Raw genomic sequence first — 20,836 nt, forward strand, 5'->3', positions numbered from 1 at the left:
CGCTCGTTGGCTCGGCTAAAAGCCAGCCAGAACGATCTTGCCTTTCGTGCGTCCGGTCTCGATCAACGCATGAGCCTTGCGAAGGTTGACGGCGGTGATCGGACCGAGCGTCTGGTTCAGCGTGGTGCGGATCTTGCCCGCGTCCACGAGGCGCGACACCTCTGACAGCAACTCGTGCTGGGCGAACATATCGGGCGTGTGGAACAGCGAACGAGTGAACATCAGCTCCCAATGCAGCGCCACGCATTTGCGCTTGAACGCCATCACGTCGAGCGTCTTGGCATCGTCGATCACGCAAAGGTGGCCTTGGGGTGCGATGAGCTCGACAATGTCGGCGAGATGCTCCTCGGTTCCCGTCGTGGAAAACACGAAGCTAGGGGCACCGATCCCGAGCTTTGCCACCTCGGCCGCAAGCGGCACATTGTGGTTGACGACGTAATGGGCGCCGAGGTCCCGGCACCACTCCTGGGTTTCCGGCCGCGATGCGGTCGCGATGATGGTCAAGTCGGTGAGCAACCGCGCCAGTTGGATCGCGATCGAACCCACGCCGCCGGCGCCACCGATGATGAGGATCGCGTCCCCTTTGCGTTTTTGCCGATCGTTGACGCGGAGGCGGTCGAACAAGGCCTCCCAGGCCGTGATCGCGGTAAGCGGCAGCGCGGCGGCCTCTGCAAAATCGAGAGAGGTGGGCTTCGGCCCGACGATCCGCTCGTCGACAAGATGGTATTCGGCATTCGTGCCGGGTCGATCGATGGCTCCGGCGTAGAACACATCGTCGCCCACCTTGAACAGCGACACCTCGGGTCCGGTCGCCACCACAATGCCGGCGGCGTCCCACCCCAGGATCTTGGGTGTCCCCGGTTCGGGTTTCACGCCTCGCCGGACCTTCGTATCGACGGGATTGACCGACACCGCCTTGATCTCGACCAACAGGTCGCGCCCGATCGGCGTCGGCTTCGGCAGATCGACGTCGATCAACGCCGTTTCATGATCGATCGACAACGGCTCGGTGTAGGCGACTGCACGCATGGGAGGCTCCTCAACTTGCGATAGTGTCCATGTCGCGCTTCGGATAAGACGGGCAAGTACGCACATAAACCGCCCATAGGATCAAAAAGGATACTATGCCCCGCCCGCGCCATGTTCGTTTCGATTGCTCGCCGGGATGCCCCGTCGAGGGAGCACTCGCCTTTATCGACGGCAAGTGGAAGGGCGTGATCCTGTTTCACTTGCAGGCGGAGACGCTCGCTTCAACCAGCTTCGCCGCAAGCTTCCCCACGCGACGCAGCGGATGTTGACCAATCAATTGCGCGAGTTGGAACGCGACGGCCTCGTGATCCGCACCGTTTATGCCGAAGTGCCGCCGAAGGTCGAATACCGACTGTCGCCACTTGGTCAAAGCCTCGAGCCAGTGATCAACGCGCTCAAATCCTGGGGCGACGAACATCTTGAGATCGTTCCCGCCGCGCCACCCGAGCCAGCGGCGGCTTTGGTGATGCCGCCCCACGGTTCGCAGGTCTAGTCAGGTGGATCTCATCCTTGCATTATTCGCCGTCGCGGTCGCGGCGGGGTTCATCGACTCAATCGCAGGCGGCGGCGGCCTCTTGACCGTTCCGGCGCTGGCGCTGGCAGGGTTCGATCCGCTGACAGCGGTCGCGACCAACAAGCTGCAAGGCAGTTTCGGCTCAGGGTCGGCGACCCTGGCGTTTGCGCGCGCCGGCCGGATCGATCTGAAAACGATGTGGCCCATCGCGGTGGCGGCCATGTCGGGCGCTCTCATCGGCGCGTTCACGCTAACCTACATCCCACGCGACGCGGCCACGATCGCGCTCCCGTTCCTGCTCGCGGCCGTCGCGCTTTATTTTTTGCTGTCGCCACGCATCAGCGATCTCGACGTGCACCAGCGGATGCCACGCCCGTGGTTTATTGCGACGATCGTGCCGCTGGTCGGCTTCTACGACGGGGTATTCGGCCCGGGGGCCGGCTCGTTCTACACGATCGGCTTCGTCAGCCTGCTCGGTTTCGGGCTGCTCAAGGCCACAGCCCATACGAAGCTCGCGAATTTCGCCAGCAACATCGCGGGTCTTCTGGTGCTGGCATTGTCGGGCCATATCGTCTGGGGGGTCGGGATCGCGATGGGGGTCGGACAATTCGTCGGCGCCCGGATTGGCGTGTGGATGACGATCCGGCACGGCACGCGCTTGGTCCGGCCTCTGCTCATCACGGTTTGTTGCGTCCTCGCAATCCGGCTATCGATCGCACCGACTCATCCGATCGGCGCCTGGCTCCTGGCGCATGGCATGTTCTGATCTGCGGAGAGCCTCCGTCGCCGATTGACGGCACTGCGGATTTGCGTCTATATGCGCCCCACTTCGGGCCGCAAGGCACCGTCTTCATTCGGCTATCGTTCGCGGGTTTTTCGCTGACGAGCCCTCCGTCCAAGGCAAACTCAATGGCGAATACCTCCTCGGCCAAAAAAGCCGTCCGTAAGATCGAGCGCCGCACCCGCGTCAATCGCGCGCGACGGAGCCTGATGCGCACGCAGTTGCGTAAGGCGGAAGAGGCTCTGACGGCTGGCGACGCCAAGGTTGTTGGTCCGATCCTCATCAAGACCGAAGCGGTCGTGATGCGCGCTGCCCAGAAGGGCATTATTCACAAGAACACGGCTGCCCGTAAGGTGTCTCGCCTCGCCCGTAAGGCCAAGGCTCTGAACCAGGCTGCCGCATCCTAAGTCAATGCGCCTCGTGAAAGAGCCGCTGTTGCACCGATGATCTGATTGAACCGCGTGGCTGAGGCCGCGCGGTTTTCTCGTTGGTGCTCTTGGAAGGCTCTTGATCCGAAAGCGGCCGCGGCTCAGCCGATCCGGAGACGAGCGGCCTCAGCTTGTCCCTGTTCAAAGCCGACCAACGCGACCTCCGCACCGCGATTGCGGTCCATGAGGTTCGGCCCAAAAACCTCAAGTGATTTTTGGTCCGGCACGATCAGGCGACACTTGCGCTCTCCAAGTTGCTCCGCCTCGTGCCGTGCCGCATGGGCCATGTGATCGGCAAATGGCAGGACTGTGACGGCGAGCATCACCACCTCGTCGCAGCCGGCCGCGAGATCGGCATTGGTCGGAGAGCGCATCCCGCCATCGAAATAGCGTGTGGCCTCTATCGTCACAGGTGGATAAAGCCCCGGCACGGCGCAACTCGACGCCACGGCCCGGTCGAGCGGGACGCCGGATGTCGCGTCCCAGACGCGGAATAGGCCGGTTTCGGCGTCGATGGCCGTGCAGGCAAAACGTGCCGGCCAAGTCTGGTTGGATGAGATCTGGTCGAGCCCGGCCGTTTGAGGTTGGATCAACCGCGCTATTCCGGCAACGAAACGCTGTTCATCGACGGTCTTGGAGGCCAGCGCATAAGCGCCGATTTCGATCAGCAAAGCCGTATCGGCGTAACCGCTAGGCGGCTTTCGCATGATGAATTGGATCAGCGGCGCGAGATCCTCGGCCACGAAAACGATATCTTGGTCGGCGTGCTCCCCCTTGCGCGCCACCTCCACGAAGGTCGTGTAGAGCTCGCTCGGGGGGCGGCCGGAACACAACAACGCTCCGACCACCGATCCGGCCGAGGTTCCGATGACTTTGTCGGCCTGAAGCAGATCGACGCCACTCTCGGCAAGCCCGGCAATGACGCCAAGCTGCCAGGCGATGCCGATCGGGCCGCCACCGCCGAGAACGAGGGCGCGGGTCGGTGTCAGGGTCTGGTTTGTCATGGCGAGACAACGCCATTCACCCGACAACGATCCCGATGCGCCCTCTTCGATCGTCACGCGCGACGATGATTCATCGCGCGCCGATGTAGCGCTCCACCGGCTCGACCTTATCGATCAGCCCCTTGGCCTTCAAAAATTCGGCGAAGCGGATGTAGCGCTCCGGGTCAACGGCGGCTGGGCTGGCCGCAAGCCGCGGAACCGTGTCCTTCCAGGCCTGCCGGTTGAGGTCGTCATCTAGCTTCGGATAGGCCTTGATGAACATGGCCCAGGCGTCGTCGGGATGGTTGAGGATATACAGCGTTGCCTGCTCGGTGGCGTCCAGAAAGGCGCGGATAGCCGGGCTCTTCGCCTTCTCGGGCGTCGTCACGTAGATCAGTTCGTCATAGGGCGGGAAACCATAATCCTCGGGATCGAAGACACGGCCTGGATGACCCGCGAGCTTCATTTCGGTGAGCTCGAAATTGCGGTAACCACCGATCACAGCATCGACCTGCCCGCTGACGAGCGCCTGCGTCAGCGCAAAATTGACGTCGACGAGCTTCACGTCCTTGAGGGTCAGCCCAGCCGTCTTCAGCAAGGTCTCGAGCAGGGCTTGCTCATAGCCGGCAATCGAATAGCCGATCGTCTTACCCTTGAGGTCAGCCAGGGTCTTGATCGGGCCGCTTTCCAGCGCGATCAGCGTGTTGAGCGGTGTCTCGATGGCGGCGCCGACGCGCTGCAGGTTCATGCCGTCCTTCACCTCGAGGTAGAAGGTCGGCTGATAGGTGACGGCGATGTCGCCCTGCCCGGCCGCAACAAGACGCGGGGGCGTTGCCGGGTCGGCCGGTTCGATCAGCGTCACGTCGAGCCCGGCCTTCTTGAAGTACCCCCCCTCTTTGGCGATCGCGATCGCGGCATGGTCGGGGTTGACGAACCAATCGAGGATCACGGTAAGTTTGTCGTCGGCCCGCGCGGAGCCGGTGGACCAACCGACGCCGAGCAGCAGCGCCAGCGCAATGAGAAGATTTCGATTCACATTACTCTCCTTGGGGATTGAAGGGCGATAGGGTGTCGGGCGCCCAGAAAACCAGGCGCCGTGTCAGCAGGCCAACGGCGCCCCAAAGCGCGATCGAAAAAACGACGAGGATCGTCAGACCCGCGAAGACGAGGTCGGTCTGCATGCGTGCATTGGCATGCAGCATCAGCAGGCCGAGGCCGGAAGACGAGCCGACCCACTCGCCGACGATGGCGCCGATGGGTGCGGCCGCCGCTGCGACCCGAAGACCGGAGGCGAGCGCGGGAAGTGCGGAGGGCACGCGGATCAGCAGCAAAATTTGCAGTCGGCCAGCGCGATTGAGCCGCCCGAGATCGAGCAAACCGGTATCGGTTCGGCGCAGCCCCTCGAAAAAGGTCGTGGTCACCGGGAAGAAGATGATGAGCGCCGCCATGGCCAGTTTCGAGGCGAGGCCGAAACCAAGCCAGACCACCAGCAGCGGCGCGATGGCAAACACCGGCAGGGCTTGCGAAACGACCAGCAGCGGCCCGACGGCGCGCTCAAGGCGTGGCGATCCCGCCATCAGCAGTGCCGCCGCGATCCCGAAGACGGAGCCGATCAGCAGACCGCCGATCATTTCGCCGAAGGTGACGAGAGCCTCGGGTAGGATGATGGACCAGCGCGTCGCCAGCGTCACGGCGATGCGGCTTGGCGCGGGCAGCAGAAAAGCCGGAACGGCGAAGAGCCGAACCGCGAGCTCCCAGGCCAACAGCACACCGCAACCCGTAACGATGCCGGCAATCGGCACAGCGGCGCGTGCCGTCCGCCCCGCGGCTATGGCCGGGACAAAACGGGGCAGCATTCGTGGACGAGTGACAAGATTCGAGAGGGGTGCCCTCGACATTCGCGTTCCCTCCGCCGGCATGACCCGGTTCAGGTTCAACGGGTTTTTCTCGGCTTGCGAGAAGTCTCAGCCTGGCTCACGCCCAGGCACCCCGACGACTAATGTTTGAGCCATAGCCGAACCATTCCTTGGCCGCAACCGTGTTCGGCGGCACGCTGTGCGGAAACGCCTCGAGCGACCGAGGCGCAAAGTCAGCCGTGAGCCCTATCTACACAGTTGATCGAGTTTTCGACGGGGGCCCGGCCTTGACCTTTACGTCTGTGCAATCCGACATCGCGCTCCAGACACGGCAGGGCCGTCCCGCTCCACGGGCGCCGGGTCCTGTGCCGCTCGACCAGCCTCTCGGACCGCTCGAGCTGCTCCGTGCCTTGCGCGACAATCCGATGACGACCTGGACCAAACGGCATTTCACCGAGAAAGTCGTGGGCGGAACCGGGCTCCTCGGCCGCGTGATGGTGTTCAGCGATCCCGCCCTGATCCGGCATGTGTTGGTCGATAATGCGGCGAATTACTGGAAGGGCGACCTGCAGCAGCGCATGCTGTCCCAAGGGCTTGGCAAAGGCCTTCTGCTCGCCGAGGGCGACCTTTGGCGCAGCCAAAGGCGCGCTATGGCGCCTTTATTCTCGCCGCGCAACGTCGCTGAATTTCAGGTCACGATGGCCGACGTTGCGCATAATCTCGTTGATCGGTGGCGCCGGCAGCGTGATGGCCGCACTGTGGATGTGGCCAATGAGATGGCGCGCGGCACGCTTCGCATTCTGGCGCGGACGATCTTTTCGGACGGCTTGACGCGGACCACCGATGAATTCGCGACGGCGGTCACCAGCTACCTCGACGTGATCGGCAAGCTCGACCCGCTCGACGTGCTCGATGCGCCAGAGTGGGTGCCCCGGGTTGGCAAATGGCAGTCCCGCCCGACCCTGACCTTTTTCGAGGATGCGATCGACGCGATGGTCGTGCGGCGGCAGGCGCAGATCACGGCCGATCCCGCCTCCGCGCCACGGGACCTGTTGACCTTGTTGCTCGAAGCTGCCGACCCTGAGACCGGCGCGGGCCTCAGTGAACTCGAGGTGAGGGCCAACGTCATGACCTTCATTGCGGCAGGCCATGAAACAACATCCAACGCGTTGACCTGGGCCTTGTATCTGCTGTCGCAGGCGCCCGACGCGCGTCGTCGTGTCGAGGAGGAGGTCGATGCCTTGTTGCCGGACGGCATCGTGGCACCAGGCGTGCTCGATCAATTATTGCAGACGCGGGCCGTGCTCGACGAAGCCCTCAGGCTCTACCCGCCTGCGGCCACAATCAGCCGGGAAGCGCGAGACTTCGATCAGATCGGCGATATCCGCATCAAGGCGGGAACCGGGATCATCATCTCGCCCTGGGTGCTACACCGGCACAAACTGCTGTGGGAGCAGCCAGACAATTTTCGGCCGGAGCGTTTTTTGCCCGAGGCGCGAGGCACAATCGACCGCTTCGCCTACTTGCCCTTCGGGGCTGGGCCGCGCGTCTGTATCGGCGCATCCTTTGCCTTACAGGAGGCCGTGACCATGCTGGCCACCATCATCCGGTCGTTCCGGCTGGACCTCGCCAGAGGGCACGAGGTTATGCCGATCCAGCGCATCTCACTGCGGCCGAAAGGCGGGATGCCGATGGTCTTGCGGCGGCGCTGACGGTCAGCACTTCACATGGACCGAGCAGGCTTTTGCGATAGCGCCGACGCTTAGGGCTTCGCATCGGTGAGTGGGAAAGCCCGCATGAACACCGCCACCACGGCCGTGACATGCCGCGCGATGTCCTCGCTTGTCGGCGTCTCCTGAACGCAAAGCAGAACCGGCAGGAGCAAATGTTTGCACATGTCGCCGAAAAAGCCGCCTGCGAGCACCGGATTGTCGATCGAGATCACGCCTTTATCGACCTGCGCCCGCAGATAGTCGCCGAGGCGTGTCTCACCGATTTCTGGCCCGGCCTCGTAGAACGCGCGTCCAATACTCGGAAATTTGGCCGCGACGCTAGCGACGATCCGAAGATGCGCCACGGAACTCGGACGCAACATGCGTTCCAGCAACCGTTCACCAAAAGCCTGCAACGTGGTCGCGACATCGGCGTCGCGATGATCGAAACGGCACATCTGCTCGGCCTGCTCGCGCTTGTCCTCGCGGATCAACGCTTCGAACAAGGCTTCCTTACTGTCGAAATAGACGTAGAGCGTGCCCTTCGACACGCCGGCCCGTCGCGCGATCTCGTTCATACTGGCCGCGTCGAAACCGTCCTGCAGGAACACCTCGCGCGCGCCGTCGACGATCTGACGGCGTTTTGCGCCTTCGTCACGCCCCTTGGGCCCGTCGTCGGACGATCGCTGCGGTGGTGATACGAGGCTCACGTCGGCTCCAAATTGTTTGACCGAACGGTTCAGTCAGTCTTGATCTACGAACGGAGACCCGCTATGTCAATGCAAATGACCGAACGGTTCAGTCAATCCGTGCTGTTCGATCTTATGTGTTGGAGCACGGCATGCCGGAACATCCTACTACCGAAACCTCGGCTGAGGTGGGCGCTGCACAGACCATGCCGATGGGCGGCGAAGTCGTGGTGCAAAATGCGACCCAGGCGCCAAGCGCTGTCGCGATGACGGGTCAGGTCCTTCCACCCAAGAAGAAGCGACGCCGTGTCGTGCTGCCGCTGGTGCTGCTGGCGGCCGTCGCCGGCGGCGGCTACGAAGGCTATAAGTGGTTTGTCGAAGGGCGCTTCCTCGTGTCGACGGATGATGCCTATGTCAAAGCCGACATGTCGATCATCGCCGCGAAGGTGGGCGGCTACGTGACCACCGTGCCGATCGTCGACAACGTTCACGTGACGAAGGGCCAGGTCCTCGCCACGATCGATGATGGGGACTACAAGATCGCAGTCGATAGCGCGCAAACCCGCATCGACACGCAGGATGCGACCATCGCTCGCATCGGCCAACAGGTCTCGGCGCAAAACGCCATGATCGATCAGGCCAAGGCGCAGCTTCTCTCGGCCAAAGCCGAAGCGCAGCGGACCGTGACCGAATATCAGCGCGCCAACAGCCTGATGCAGAGCAGCTACGGGACGCAGCAGCGGCTCGATCAAGCCTTGACCGACCGCGATCGCAGTGCGGCGGCGGTGGCGAGCGCCGTCGCAGCCCTCTCGTCGGCTGAGGCGAACGTCGGCGTGTTGCAGGCCCAGAAGCTCGAGGCTCAGAAAGTGCGGGCGGAGCTCGGCACCACGCTGGCCCGGGCGCAGCGCGACCTCGATTTCACGATCATCAAGGCTCCGTTTGATGGCATCATCGGCAACAAGGCCGTTCAGCCTGGCCAATATGTGCAGACCGGCACGCGGTTGCTGGCCTTGGTGCCGCTCGACAGCGCCTATGTGGAAGCCAATTTCAAAGAGACTCAGCTCGATCGGCTGAAGCCCGGACAGAAGGTGACGATCAAGCCGGATGCGTTCTCGAGCCGCACCATCGAGGGTGAGGTTGAGAGCGTCGCACCGGCCTCTGGGGCGGAATTTTCGATGCTTCCCCCCGAGAACGCGACCGGCAATTTCACCAAGATCGTGCAGCGCATTCCGGTGCGGATCAAGATCCCGACCGCCGTCGCCGATGAGCGTCTGCTGCGGCCGGGGCTGTCGGTGGAGGTTGAAGTTCATACCCGCGACGAAAATGAGCCGCAGCCCTCGCTGATGACGGCTCTCGGCCTCGACGCTGTCGCGTCGGCTGTGCGTCAGCACACCAGCAAGGCGGATTGATCCGATGTCGACTGTCAGCATCGCGGCGCGCCCCGTTGCAGCGCTGACGCCCACGCCCGCCGCGGCGGCCCCGGGGCTCGACACACGCAAGCTGATCACCTTCATCTTCATGGTGTTCGGCATGTTCATGGCGATCCTGGACATTCAGATCGTCTCGGCTTCGCTCGCCGAAATCCAAGCCGGCCTTTCGGCCAGTTCGGAAGAGGTTGCCTGGGTCCAGACCAGCTATCTCATCGCCGAAGTCATCATGATCCCGCTGTCCGGGATTTTGTCGCGCGCCTTCTCGACCCGCTATCTGTTTGCCTTTTCGTGCGCCGGCTTCACGCTGATGAGCTTCATGTGCTCGACCGCGACGGACATCAATCAGATGATCGTGTGGCGCGCCCTGCAAGGCTTCATCGGCGGAGCCATGATCCCGACCGTCTTCGCGTCGTCCTACATGATCTTCCCGAAGGAAAAGCAGCCGATCATCGCGCCGCTGATCGGGTTGGTGGCAACGCTCGCCCCCACGATCGGGCCCACGGTCGGCGGCTACCTAACGGATCTCTTCTCCTGGCACTGGCTGTTCTTGGTCAATGTGGTGCCCGGCATCATCGTCACGATCGCGACCTATTTCCTGATCGATTTCGACAAGCCCGATACGTCGCTTCTGCAGAAGTTCGATTGGACGGGTTTGTTCGGCATGGCGGTGTTCCTCGGCGCGATGGAATATGTGCTGGAAGAGGGACCGCAGAAAAACTGGTTCGACGAGAACGTCATCGTCTGGAGCGCCGCCGCCTCGATTGTGGGCTGCATCATCTTCTTCTGGCGGGCGTTCACGGCCCCTCAGCCCATCGTCGATCTCACCGTTTTTTCCAACCGAAACCTCGCGATGGGCTCGATTTTCTCGTTCGTGATGGGCATCGGCCTCTATGGCCTCACGTACATCTACCCGGTCTACCTCGCCAACGTGCGCGGCTATTCCTCGCTGCAGATCGGCGAAACCATGTTCGTCTCCGGTCTTTGCATGTTCGTCGCGGCGCCGATCGTCGGCCGTCTCATGGGCAAGATCGACCCGCGCATCATGATCGGGGTCGGCTTCATAGGCTTCGCGATCGGCACCTGGCAAGCCTCACTGATCACGAAAGATTGGGATTTCTGGGAATTGTTGGTGCCGCAGATGCTGCGCGGCTTTTCATTGATGACCGCCATGGTGCCGATCAACAATGTGGCGCTCGGAACGGTGCCGCCCAGCAAGCTCAAGAACGCATCCGGCCTGTTCAATCTCACGCGTAACCTTGGCGGCGCCGTCGGGCTCGCCATGATCAACACGATGATCAACAACCGCTGGGATCTGCACTTGCAGCGGCTGCATGAAAGCGTCGCCTGGGGACATGTGCAGGCCGAGGAGATGATGACCAATCTGACCGGCGCCTTTGCGTCGATGGGATCGGATGCGGCGATGTCGGCCACCAAGCAACTCGCCCGCATGGTGCGGCGGGAGGCGCTCGTCATGTCTCTGGCGGACGTCTTCCTCGCCCTGACGGTGCTTTTCGTGGTGTTGGTCTTCGTCACGCCGCTGATGCAGAGGCCGGCCCGCAAGGGCGGCGGCGACGCGCATTAAGGCGACGACTGCCGTTTCAAAAAAGGCTGGCCGTCAGATTGATGGTCAGAGCCAGCACAACGGTGTTGAACGTAAAGGCGATCAAGCCGTGTACGGTGCCGATGCGCCGCAGCGGCTTCGATGTGAATTCGATGTCGGCGGTCTGGCATGCCACGCCGATCACGACAGCAAAATGCAGGAAATCCCAATAATCGGGGTCCTGATCGCCAGGAAATTTGAGGCCGCCGATCACGTCGTCTTCTTGGGGCGTGCTTTCGTCCGGGGCGTAATATTCGTGCGCGTAATGAAGCGCGAAGACGACCTGGACCGTGAACCAGGACAGCGCCACCGTGGCGATCGCGGCCCCGATGCGAAGGCCCTTTTCCAAACCGGCCGCATTTTTGGCCAACGATAATTCGATGCCGACGGCCGCCAAGCTTGCGGCTGCTGCAATCAACACGACCCCGAGAATCAGGCCCTTTCCTTCGTCTTGTTCGGCCACATAGGCCTGAATGTCCTCGCCCTGTTGCTTGCGCCAGTTCAACATGATGAGGACGACGAACCAAACGCAGGTGACGTCCCAGGACACCACGGCGGCAGAACTCGCTTGAAGCCCCGGCGCGAGGAGCGTGAGCGCCAGAAACGTCGCCAAACCGGCCACGATTCCACTCGTCAGGCGCGGGCGCCATGCAAACGGGCCGAGCCATCGGCGAAGCAGCGGGCGCGGGCGGTAAAATTTGCGAGTTGTCTTCATGCCCTCGTGTGTCGCATCACCGATAGCGACACCGCAAGCCGAACCTTTCACACATCACATCAGGCCGCTGCAGAAGCGGTCTGATGTCGGTCGGCCTCAGCGCTTTATTGAGCGTCGTGAGGATGCGCGGCCATGCCGGTTGCAGGTTTGGCGACCTTGGTCGCGACCATCTTCGTGTTCATCGCCAAATCGGAAACGCGCGCCCAGGTTTGCGAACCGCACAGAAAGTGCAGCAAGCACCCTCTCACTTCGAGTTCGGCGGGCTTATCGATCGCCAACGTCACCTCATATTTTTTACCGTCATCGGCATTGTAGATCTCACCCGCAAAATGCGTCTTATCCTCGGGCTTAAGGTCCTGAATGATCTGCAAGCCGAGGCTCGGTCGGCTCCGCTTCGCCGGATCGGGGTTTTTGATATCGGTCCGAGGCTGGCCCTTGTCATTCAGCGGGTCCTTCATCCAGGCCACGTAACCGCAAAGCCCGGAATTATCCGCGCCGCACTTCTCCAGCCTGATCTTGGCGCGGCCATCTTCGGTCAGCCACGTCCCGACGGGATCGAGCGATGCGGGTTGCGCGACAGCATGGCTGCTCATCAACACAAGTCCCAAAAAGGCAGAGCCGACTAGCAATCTCACGGAACGCTCCTCACTGGGGCGGTGTCGGAAAAATGTGCTTTCCGTACCGCAGGGGATCACCGAATTCCAACCGACCGCCAATTTGCATTGACGATTGGCGGATGAGCAGGTTTGAAACCAGCGTCATCGACGAGGCCTATCGCAGGGCATCGTGGCAGGATGTTGGCTGTCGCCAGTCCTGGCATCTGGAACCAGCAGGCCGACGACGAACGCGAGCGTTCGGCGTCATGATCGTCGCCTTCTGCCAAACGGCTTCCTCTTTGGCGAAAGCAGGCATGCCTCAGCTATTCGCAGGAACTTCCGCAACGAAGGCGGCTCCGTTGGATTGATGGTTATCCTTGGTGCCGCGTTGCTGTACCAGGGGTCGTCCTATCCCACTGCAATCGTGAATGGGGTTGAGGAGCGGAGAAGCCGTTGCAGCCGAGCGATATCGAGGATCTTCTACGCCGCGAGCGGGAGCTTCTTCAAGATCTCAAAACCATTCGCGTCGCCCTCGCGGCGGCCGACAACTCAGGCGTGACTCCGTCCGGCGAAACCGCGACGACATTCGACCAGACGCTGCTTTACCGGGCTATCCTCGAAAGCGCGACCGACTATGCCATCATCGCCGCAAGCCTCGAGGGGCGGATCGTCGAATGGAACGTCGGGGCACGGCGGGTTCTCGGCTGGTCTCAGGAGCAGATCGTCGGTCAGGACATTCGGATCATCTTTACGCCGGAAGATCGAGAGGCCGGCGTCCCCGAACGCGAGATGAGCACCGCCATTGAGGCGGGCCATGCGATGGACCTGCGATGGCACCTGCGCTCCGACGGATCTCGATTTTGGGCCGATGGTCGGATGATGCCGCTAAAAACCATCAGCGGCGAAATCACCGGCTACCTCAAGATCCTGAAGGACGAAACCGGGCTGAAATCCTCCGAAATGCAAATTTCGGCGCATGGCAATGTTCTGCGTACCATCACCGACACGATCGATACCGCGATCATTCAGGTCGACGCTTCCCATCATATCGTCTTCGTCAATCCGGCTGCGGAACGGCTGCTCGGCTGGTCGGCGGCCGATCTCCACGGCCGGTCGCTCTACGACACGCTGTGCTTGTCGCCTGACGCGGATGAGGCCGACACAAAGGCGCTCCGCGAGGTCCTGCAGACCGGCAAAGTCGCTCGCGACGTCGAAGCGACCTTCGCGAGGCGCGACGGCACACCAGCCTATCTGAGTTGCTCGAATACGCCGATCCTGGTCGACGGGCTCGTGGTCGGGGCCGTGATGGCGGCGCAGGATCGCTCGGCGCGCCACCATGCCGATGAGGCGAACCGAGCCGAGCTGCGGCGACACGAAGCGCTCGCCGAGGTTCTCCGCGCGATAGAAGCGGGTGCAGGCGACCTCGACGCAATCGTGGCGGCTGTCGCCCATGGTGCCCGAAAGGTCATGCCGCAGGCGATGGGAGCCGCCGTCCAAATGATCGAGGACGAGCATTGCGTCTATCGCGCTGTCGCCGATCCGGCTTTCGGCGCGGTCGGGCTGCGGCTTCCGCTCGATCGAAGCCTTTCGGGAGCAAGCCTTGAGCTCGGGCGGCCCCTCATCAGCGACGATACGGAATGCGACGATCGCGTCGACCATGATCTCTGTCACCGGTACGGCATCCGCTCGATCATCGCAGTGCCGATCTCGAGACATGGCGTGTTCGTCGGTGTCTTCGAGGCGACGGCGACGACGCCCCAGGCCTTCGGGCCGCGTGACGTTTTGGTGGCACAAATCCTGGTCGGCCATCTCTCGACGGGGTTTGCCCAGGTCGACGAAGCGCGGGCCTTGCGGAACATGCGTCAAAGCGAAGAGCGGCTGCAGCTGGCGCTTCACGCTTCGGAGACGATTGGCATCTGGGATTGGGATGTGGCCAATGATCTCTGCTATGCCGATCCGCGCTTCGCCCGCCTGTTTTCGGTTGATCCCGCCGCAGCGGCCGCCGGCCTTCCCGTGGCCGATTACGCCCCCGGCATCTTTCCCGACGATCGCGTCTGGATCGGCATAGCGGTCCGCAAGGCGCTCGCCGAAGGCAGCGATTACGCGATCGAGCATCGCGTTCAACTCGCGGACGGGTCCATTCGCTGGCTCGCGGCGCGCGGCCATTGTTACAACGGGCCGGACGGTCGTCCGAGCCGTTTTCCAGGTGCTGTCGTCGATATAACGGAGCGCAAGCGGATCGAGACATCGCTCCGCACCGCCGAAACCAATGCGAAACTCGCGGTCCGCGCGGCTGGCCTCGGCTTGTGGGATTACGAGCCCGCGATCGACGTCATCACCTGGGATGATCGATGTCGCGCGATTTTCGGCCTCGGCGCCGATGTCACGATGAGCATCGAACGCTTGATGGGCCATCTGACGCCGGCCGGACGCACCAATCTCCGCATGATCGTTCAAAACGCGTTGGCGGATGGACGGCTTGCCGATCAAGCGCATGAGTTCGAAATTCAGCGACCCGACGGCAGCGACGATCGCTGGATCGAAGTGTCGGCTCAGGCCTTCTTCACTGACGGGCGCTGCAGCCGCATCATCGGGACGATCGGCGACATCACCGACCGCAAGCGCCTGGAAGCAGCCTTACGTGAAGACGAGCAGCGATTTCGCTCGATGGCCGAAACCATTCCGCAGCTGGCCTGGATGGCCGCACCGGACGGCAACATCTTTTGGTATAACGAGCGCTGGTTTGACTATACCGGCACGACGCTCGACGAGGTGCGCGGTCAAGGCTGGCGCATTGCCCATCATCCCGACATGGTCGACGATGTGGCACATCGGCTCCACGCCTGTTTCCGCGACGGCACACCCTGGGAGGACACCTTTCTGCTGCGCGGCCGCGATGGCTCGTACCGCTGGTTCCTCTCGCGCGCGATGCCGATCCGCGAGGAGAATGGCACGATCCTCCGCTGGTTCGGGACCAATACCGACGTCGACGATCAGATTCGTGCGCGCGAGGCGCAAGTCCGATTCGGCGAGGATCTCGAGCGGCAGGTCGCGTCCCGCACGCAGGAACTCAGCCTCGCCAATGCACGATTGGTGGCCGAAATGGCCGACCGACAGCGTGCCGAGGACGCGCTCCGCCAATCTCAGAAGATGGAGGCGGTTGGGCAACTCACCGGCGGCATCGCGCATGACTTCAACAATCTGCTGACCGGCATCACGGGCAGCCTGGACCTGATGCGAAAACGCATTGCCCAGGGCAGGATCGGGGAACTCGATCGCTACATGACGGCAGCGGGAACGTCGGCTCAACGCGCGGCCGCGCTCACGCATCGCTTGCTCGCCTTTGCGCGCCGCCAGCCGCTGGACGCCAAGCCCGTCGACGCCAACGCACTTGTGGCCTCGATGGAGGATCTCTTCCAACGCACGCTCGGCGAAGCGATTGATATCAGCCTGCGCCTGTCGCCGGATCTCTGGACCACGTTGTGCGATCCGCATCAGCTCGAAAATGCGCTTTTGAACCTTGTGATCAATGCGCGCGATGCGATGCCTGATGGCGGTATGTTGACGATCGAGACCAACAATATCGAGATCGACGAGGCTGAAGCCCTGATCGATCCCGATCGACGGCCCGGGCAATATGTGACGTTGCAGGTCAGCGATACCGGCATGGGCATGGAGCCGGACGTGATGGCTCGCATCTTCGAGCCGTTTTTCACCACCAAGCCGATCGGCCAGGGAACCGGGCTTGGCCTCTCGATGATCTATGGTTTCGCGCGCCAATCCGAAGGTCACGTCAGGGTCGAGTCGGCGCTTGGCCTCGGCACGACCTTCACGCTGATGGTGCCTCGCTTCGCCGGAGCGAGCCAACCGAACGATCTCGCGTCACCCACCTCTCTTCCGGCGACGGCGGATGGCGAAACGGTTCTCGTGGTCGAGGACGATGCCGTTGTGCGCGCGCTCGTGCTCGATGTGCTCCGCGAACTCGGGTACCAGACCCTCGAAGCCCCGGACGGCATGGGCGGTCTCTCGATCCTGCAGGGTCGGGCACGGGTCGATCTCGTCGTGACGGACGTTGGCCTTCCCGGCCTGAATGGGCGTCAATTGGCCGAAATGGCACGCGCGAGCCGGCCGGGTCTGAAGGTGTTGTTCATCACGGGTTATGCGGAGAATGCCGCCTTCGGGCATGGCGCGCCCGACACATCAATGCAGATGATCACCAAGCCATTCGCGATCAACGATCTCGCCACCAAGGTTCGCGAGATGCTGACACAATGAAAAAGGCCGGCTTTCGCCAGCCTCTCGGATCGCGATGGGTATAAAGTCCCCGCGTCAGCCCTTGGCGGCTTTCGCGGCCTTGGCGCGCTCGATCCCCTGAAGGATCAACTCACGCGCCTCGGCGGCGTCGCACCACCGGACGATCTTGACCCATTTGTTGGGTTCGAGATCCTTATAGTGCTGAAAGAAATGCTCGATCTGCTCGAGCGTGATCGCTGGCAAGTCGGTGTAGTTCAGCACTTTCTCGTAGCGCCGCGTCAGCTTATTGGCCGGAACCGCGATGATCTTCTCGTCGCCGCCGCCCTCGTCCTCCATGATGAGCGCACCGACGACGCGGCACGCCATCACGGCGCCTGGAATGATCGCCCGCGTATTGGCCACGATCACGTCACATGGATCGCCATCATCCGACAGTGTATGCGGAATGAACCCATAATTCCCCGGATACCGCATGGCGGTGTAGAGGAAGCGATCGACCACGAGAGCGCCGGCTTCCTTGTCCATCTCGTATTTGATGGGCTCGCCGCCAATCGGCACCTCGATGATGACATTCACTTCATCGGGTGGATTCTTGCCGATCGATACGGCTTCGAGTTTCATCGTCACGCTCCGAAAACGCCTAACAGACGGGCACTGCCCGAAGGGACCATAACCGTAGACGGCGTCAGTTAATAGACCACCTCGTCCGGCGAGCCGCCATTTAGCTGGAGCGTTCCAAACCGTGCCGCTTCACTTGAAGCCAAACGCGACACGGCCCCGAACTTCGCTGCCAAACCGCTCCTCGGCCTCGCGAATGACTTGACCGCCGAGATGCCGATAGAACGACAATGCGCGTTCGTTGTCGGACAGCGCCCAAACGAGCGTCGATGTATAGCCATGATTGGCAAGGTCCCGCCGCGCGGCGTCGAACAGACGACGGCCGAAGCCGAGCCCTTGAAATTCCGGCGCCAAGTAAAGCTCGAATAATTCGCCGCCATAGGGCATCGACGGCACACGGTTGCGGCCGTAGCTCGCATAACCGGCAATCGATTCGTCAAAGTCGAGAACGGTGAGCCGGGTGCCTCGAACGATCGCCGTGTGCCACCATTTGGGGCCGCGCCGCGCAATCATTTTTTCGAGTTCCCGCCCAGGGATAATACCCCGGTAGGCGTCCCGCCAAGCCGCATCATGAACCTCGGCGATGTCGAAGGCATCGCCGGTTCGAGCGCCTCTGATGGTGACCACAGTCTCGACCATGGCCGATGGTATGGCGGGCCGACGGCGTGAGGCAAGGCCTCACCGCCATTTTTTATGCCGGTCCGTTGACTGCTCCGTGGCCCGGGCCGTGATCGACACGGACCGGACATCGAGACCGCGATCAGCGACCCTGAAAGCGCGTCCGCTGGGCGCCATCACGCGCCGGCCCATTGCCGGGAGCGCGCGACGGACGCGGGGCGGCCGCTCCGGCACCTTCGACGGCACGACGATCGTCGGGGCGACGTCCGCCACCATGGTTGGCATGGGCGCCGGCCGGGGCGCCCGAGCGGCGCGGCGGCCGCTGGCCGCGCGGTGATTCCTGACGCTCGGCTTCGACGAGTGCGGGAAGCACGGTCAGACCTTCGGGCAGCGGCATGATGTCGATGCGGCGACGGATGAGCCGTTCGATATCACGCAGGTAGCTGCGCTCGTCGTCCGCCACCATCGAGATGGCCTCGCCATCGGCACCGGCACGCGCCGTACGGCCGATGCGGTGGACGTAGCTTTCGGCAATGTTGGGCAGGTCGAAGTTGATCACATGCGTCACGCCGTCGACATCGATGCCGCGTGCCGCGATGTCGGTCGCGATCAGCAGGCGCGACTTGCCGGACCGAAACGCCGCCATGGCCCGCTCACGCTGGCCTTGCGATTTATTCCCATGGATCGCATCGGCCGGAATACCGGCTGCCGCGAGATGCTTGGCGATCCGATCGGCTCCATGCTTGGTGCGGGAGAAGACGACCGCGCGCTCGATCTTCGAGTCTTCGAGCAGCTTGTGCAACACGGCCTGTTTCTGCCGCGTGGGGCAGAAGATGATGTGCTGGGCGATGCGATCGACCGTAGAGGCAACCGGCGTCACCGCGACCTGAACCGGCTTGGTCAGCATCGAGGAGGCGAGATCGGCGATCTCCTTCGGCATGGTGGCCGAGAAGAACAGGGTCTGGCGACGAGCCGGCAGCTTGGTCAGAATGCGCTTGATGTCGCGCACGAAGCCCATGTCGAGCATGCGATCGGCTTCGTCCAAGACGAAGAGTTCGACCTCGCTGAGCGTCAAAGCGCGCTGATCCATGAGGTCGAGCAGGCGGCCGGGCGTCGCGACGACGACATCGATGCCATTGGCGACGGCGCGGATCTGCTTGCCGATCGGCACGCCACCGAACACCACGGTCGAGGTGATGCGGAGGAACTTGCCATAGGTCGCGAAGCTCGCCTGGATCTGGCTGGCGAGCTCGCGGGTCGGGGCGAGCACGAGGGCGCGGCAAGCGCGCGGGCCGGCCTGGCGGTTGATCTTGTTGAGATGCGTCAGCATCGGCAGCGCGAAGGCTGCGGTTTTACCGGTGCCGGTTTGAGCGACACCGAGAAGATCGGAGCCGGCCAGCAAATGCGGGATGGATTGTTCTTGGATAGGGGTCGGGTTCTCGTAGCCTTCGGCCGCAAGCGCCTTCAAGATCGGCGCCGGAAGGCCGAGGTCGGTAAAAGTCGTCAAGATATGGGGTTCTTTCGTGGAGTTCAGGACGCAGCGATGACGCCGATCGGACACGCAGCCAAGCAAAAGCTGCGATCCGTGCACTTGCCCTTGCGTGAGCCGGGCAGTCGTCAGGGTGCTTCGGTCATCAAGCGCGGAGTTATGGAACTCCGTTCACGCGGCTTCGTGCGCCAGGCACGTCTTCTGACCCGCGACTGATATGCGCGTTACCGTGCGATAAGTCAATGCGAGGCGAACTCTTGCCCGCCGCCGTCGAGAGCTCGGATCAGGGCTGGCTGGTCGCCGAGAGGTCGACATCGACACTCACCTCGAAGGCGACGTAATCGGCCGTCGTCCAAGCGCCCTGCCCCACACCAAAGGCGGTGCGGATCACCTGGGCCTTACCGACCGCGTGAGCCGTATTGCCGCTGATCGACAAGGTGAAAGGCAGCACCACCGGCTTGCTGATCCGACGGATCGTCAGGGTGCCGTCCGCCTCATAGGCGTCGCCGCCCTTGGGCTTGAAGCCCGTGGCCTCGAAGGTGGCTTGCGGAAAGGTCGTCACATCGAACCAGTCGGCGCCAGGCAGCGCTTCGTCCCGCTGCTGATCGCCCGTTTTGGCGCTAGCCATGTCGATCGTGACCAGAGCGTGAGCTGCCTCCGGCTTGGCGGGATCGAAGTCGATCGTCGCCTTGAAGCTCTTGAAGGTCCCAGAGAAAGGCTCGCCCGTCTGGGTCCCAGAAAACGTGACCTTGCTTTTGGCCGGATCGACCGTCCAGGTCGCGGCCGAGGCAGCGGTTGCGGACAACAACGCGATTGCGACGGCAGTCGAAAGCATGCGGAGCATCATGTCATGGCCTCGTGGTCGATCGCGCACCGAACCGGGGCAGCCCCGGGATCATGCGCTGCAAAATCGTATCCTGCTCGATGAAGTAGTGCCGCAAGGCCGCACCCGCGTGGAGGGCCACGAAAGCGATCAGAACGTAAGCCCCGTAGGCATGGACCATTTCCAGCACAGCCCCGACGGACTTCTTGCTGGCGGCCGGAAGGCTCGACAAAAAGCTAAGATGCGGCCAGGGCAGCACCCCGTAGAGGACGGTCGGAAGGTTGAACGGCGATGCGGAAACGAGCGCCCAGCCGACCAGGGGCAATCCGATCATGAAGGCATAGAGCACCACATGGGTGCCTTCAGCGGCTCCCCGCTCCCAGGCCGGCATGTCAGCCGGCAAGGTTGGGGGCCGATGGCTGAACCGCCAGACGAGGCGCAGCACAGCTAATATCAGAATGGTGAGACCGACCGACTTATGGAGTTGATAGAGCCGAAACTTATCGGCGGGTGCCAGCGAGCCATGAACCATCAGCAGGCCCATCACCACCATGGCGAGGATCGCCAAACCGATGAGCCAATGCAGCGCGATAGCCACGCTCGTATAACGTTGGCCACGCTCGACGGATGCACTCATGGCTGGCTCGCCCGTTGCTGTGAAGAAAAAAGGGGATCGTCTTTGCCGATCCCCTTCATGTCGC

At 62.6% G+C, this 20,836-nt stretch carries 18 protein-coding genes, 1 pseudogene and 1 riboswitch; of the genes and pseudogenes, 7 read left to right on the forward strand and 12 right to left on the reverse strand.

The features are described from left to right. Positions 1-15 precede the first annotated feature (15 nt). The gene (locus LGH83_RS09970) at positions 16-1,029 is read right to left on the reverse strand and encodes a zinc-binding alcohol dehydrogenase family protein (RefSeq protein WP_227401655.1); all 1,014 of its coding nucleotides are present in this window, start codon (positions 1,027-1,029) and stop codon (positions 16-18) included. A gap of 95 nt (positions 1,030-1,124) precedes the next feature. On the opposite strand from LGH83_RS09970, the pseudogene LGH83_RS09975 reads away from it, so the two are divergent. From LGH83_RS09975 to rpsT, 3 genes and pseudogenes are all read left to right on the forward strand, one after another. After that, a pseudogene (locus LGH83_RS09975) lies at positions 1,125-1,522 on the forward strand (winged helix-turn-helix transcriptional regulator). A gap of 4 nt (positions 1,523-1,526) precedes the next feature. Further along, the gene (locus LGH83_RS09980; RefSeq protein ID WP_227401656.1) at positions 1,527-2,309 is read left to right on the forward strand and encodes a TSUP family transporter; all 783 of its coding nucleotides are present in this window, start codon (positions 1,527-1,529) and stop codon (positions 2,307-2,309) included. Positions 2,310-2,452: 143 nt separating this feature from the next. Further along, the gene (rpsT, locus tag LGH83_RS09985) at positions 2,453-2,731 is read left to right on the forward strand and encodes a 30S ribosomal protein S20 (protein ID WP_131113290.1); all 279 of its coding nucleotides are present in this window, start codon (positions 2,453-2,455) and stop codon (positions 2,729-2,731) included. Positions 2,732-2,853: 122 nt separating this feature from the next. Here the strand turns inward: rpsT and LGH83_RS09990 are convergent, their stop codons facing one another. The 3 genes from LGH83_RS09990 to LGH83_RS10000 form a co-directional block, all read right to left on the reverse strand. Further along, entirely contained in the window at positions 2,854-3,756 is a 903-nt protein-coding gene (locus tag LGH83_RS09990; protein ID WP_227401657.1) for a patatin-like phospholipase family protein, read from the reverse strand. A gap of 70 nt (positions 3,757-3,826) precedes the next feature. Beyond that, positions 3,827-4,771: an ABC transporter substrate-binding protein gene (locus tag LGH83_RS09995; RefSeq protein ID WP_413771134.1), complete on the reverse strand. Its 945-nt coding sequence runs from the start codon at positions 4,769-4,771 to the stop codon at positions 3,827-3,829. Between the two features lies 1 nt (position 4,772). After that, entirely contained in the window at positions 4,773-5,591 is an 819-nt protein-coding gene (locus LGH83_RS10000) for an ABC transporter permease (RefSeq protein ID WP_227401658.1), read from the reverse strand. Positions 5,592-5,622: 31 nt separating this feature from the next. After that, positions 5,623-5,737: riboswitch (TPP riboswitch) on the reverse strand. A 141-nt stretch (positions 5,738-5,878) separates the two neighbouring features. Here LGH83_RS10000 and LGH83_RS10005 point away from each other — a divergent pair. Then, positions 5,879-7,303 carry a cytochrome P450 gene (locus tag LGH83_RS10005; RefSeq protein ID WP_227401659.1) on the forward strand — a complete coding sequence of 475 codons (1,425 nt, stop codon included), beginning with the start codon at positions 5,879-5,881 and terminating at the stop codon, positions 7,301-7,303. A gap of 50 nt (positions 7,304-7,353) precedes the next feature. Here the strand turns inward: LGH83_RS10005 and LGH83_RS10010 are convergent, their stop codons facing one another. After that, the gene (locus LGH83_RS10010) at positions 7,354-8,013 is read right to left on the reverse strand and encodes a TetR/AcrR family transcriptional regulator (protein WP_227401660.1); all 660 of its coding nucleotides are present in this window, start codon (positions 8,011-8,013) and stop codon (positions 7,354-7,356) included. A gap of 131 nt (positions 8,014-8,144) precedes the next feature. On the opposite strand from LGH83_RS10010, the gene LGH83_RS10015 reads away from it, so the two are divergent. Together LGH83_RS10015 and LGH83_RS10020 are read left to right on the forward strand one after the other, a co-directional pair. Beyond that, positions 8,145-9,401, forward strand: a complete 1,257-nt coding sequence (locus LGH83_RS10015; RefSeq protein ID WP_227401661.1) for an HlyD family secretion protein — start codon at positions 8,145-8,147, stop codon at positions 9,399-9,401. Between the two features lie 4 nt (positions 9,402-9,405). Next, positions 9,406-11,004, forward strand: coding sequence for a DHA2 family efflux MFS transporter permease subunit (locus tag LGH83_RS10020; protein WP_227401662.1), 1,599 nt, complete (start codon positions 9,406-9,408; stop codon positions 11,002-11,004). 16 nt (positions 11,005-11,020) lie between these two features. Here LGH83_RS10020 and LGH83_RS10025 read toward each other — a convergent pair whose 3' ends face one another. Together LGH83_RS10025 and LGH83_RS10030 are read right to left on the reverse strand one after the other, a co-directional pair. Next, positions 11,021-11,737 (reverse strand): DUF1345 domain-containing protein, encoded by a 717-nt coding sequence (locus tag LGH83_RS10025; RefSeq protein WP_227401663.1) that lies wholly within the window; start codon positions 11,735-11,737, stop codon positions 11,021-11,023. 104 nt (positions 11,738-11,841) lie between these two features. Beyond that, positions 11,842-12,330: a DUF2147 domain-containing protein gene (locus LGH83_RS10030; RefSeq protein WP_227401664.1), complete on the reverse strand. Its 489-nt coding sequence runs from the start codon at positions 12,328-12,330 to the stop codon at positions 11,842-11,844. 456 nt (positions 12,331-12,786) lie between these two features. On the opposite strand from LGH83_RS10030, the gene LGH83_RS10035 reads away from it, so the two are divergent. Next, positions 12,787-16,608 (forward strand): PAS domain S-box protein, encoded by a 3,822-nt coding sequence (locus LGH83_RS10035; protein WP_227401665.1) that lies wholly within the window; start codon positions 12,787-12,789, stop codon positions 16,606-16,608. 54 nt (positions 16,609-16,662) lie between these two features. Here the strand turns inward: LGH83_RS10035 and ppa are convergent, their stop codons facing one another. The 5 genes from ppa to LGH83_RS10060 form a co-directional block, all read right to left on the reverse strand. Further along, positions 16,663-17,208 carry an inorganic diphosphatase gene (gene ppa, locus LGH83_RS10040; RefSeq protein WP_131113300.1) on the reverse strand — a complete coding sequence of 182 codons (546 nt, stop codon included), beginning with the start codon at positions 17,206-17,208 and terminating at the stop codon, positions 16,663-16,665. A 129-nt stretch (positions 17,209-17,337) separates the two neighbouring features. Beyond that, positions 17,338-17,844: a GNAT family N-acetyltransferase gene (locus tag LGH83_RS10045; RefSeq protein WP_227398568.1), complete on the reverse strand. Its 507-nt coding sequence runs from the start codon at positions 17,842-17,844 to the stop codon at positions 17,338-17,340. Positions 17,845-17,965: 121 nt separating this feature from the next. Beyond that, entirely contained in the window at positions 17,966-19,330 is a 1,365-nt protein-coding gene (locus tag LGH83_RS10050; protein WP_131196523.1) for a DEAD/DEAH box helicase, read from the reverse strand. Between the two features lie 265 nt (positions 19,331-19,595). After that, positions 19,596-20,147, reverse strand: a complete 552-nt coding sequence (locus LGH83_RS10055) for a YceI family protein (protein ID WP_227398569.1) — start codon at positions 20,145-20,147, stop codon at positions 19,596-19,598. A gap of 13 nt (positions 20,148-20,160) precedes the next feature. Next, positions 20,161-20,772, reverse strand: a complete 612-nt coding sequence (locus LGH83_RS10060) for a cytochrome b (RefSeq protein ID WP_227398570.1) — start codon at positions 20,770-20,772, stop codon at positions 20,161-20,163. Positions 20,773-20,836: the final 64 nt, after the last annotated feature.

It is taken from the genome of Lichenihabitans sp. PAMC28606, from assembly GCF_020616535.1.
Taxonomy (GTDB): Bacteria; Pseudomonadota; Alphaproteobacteria; order Rhizobiales; family Beijerinckiaceae; genus Lichenihabitans; species Lichenihabitans psoromatis.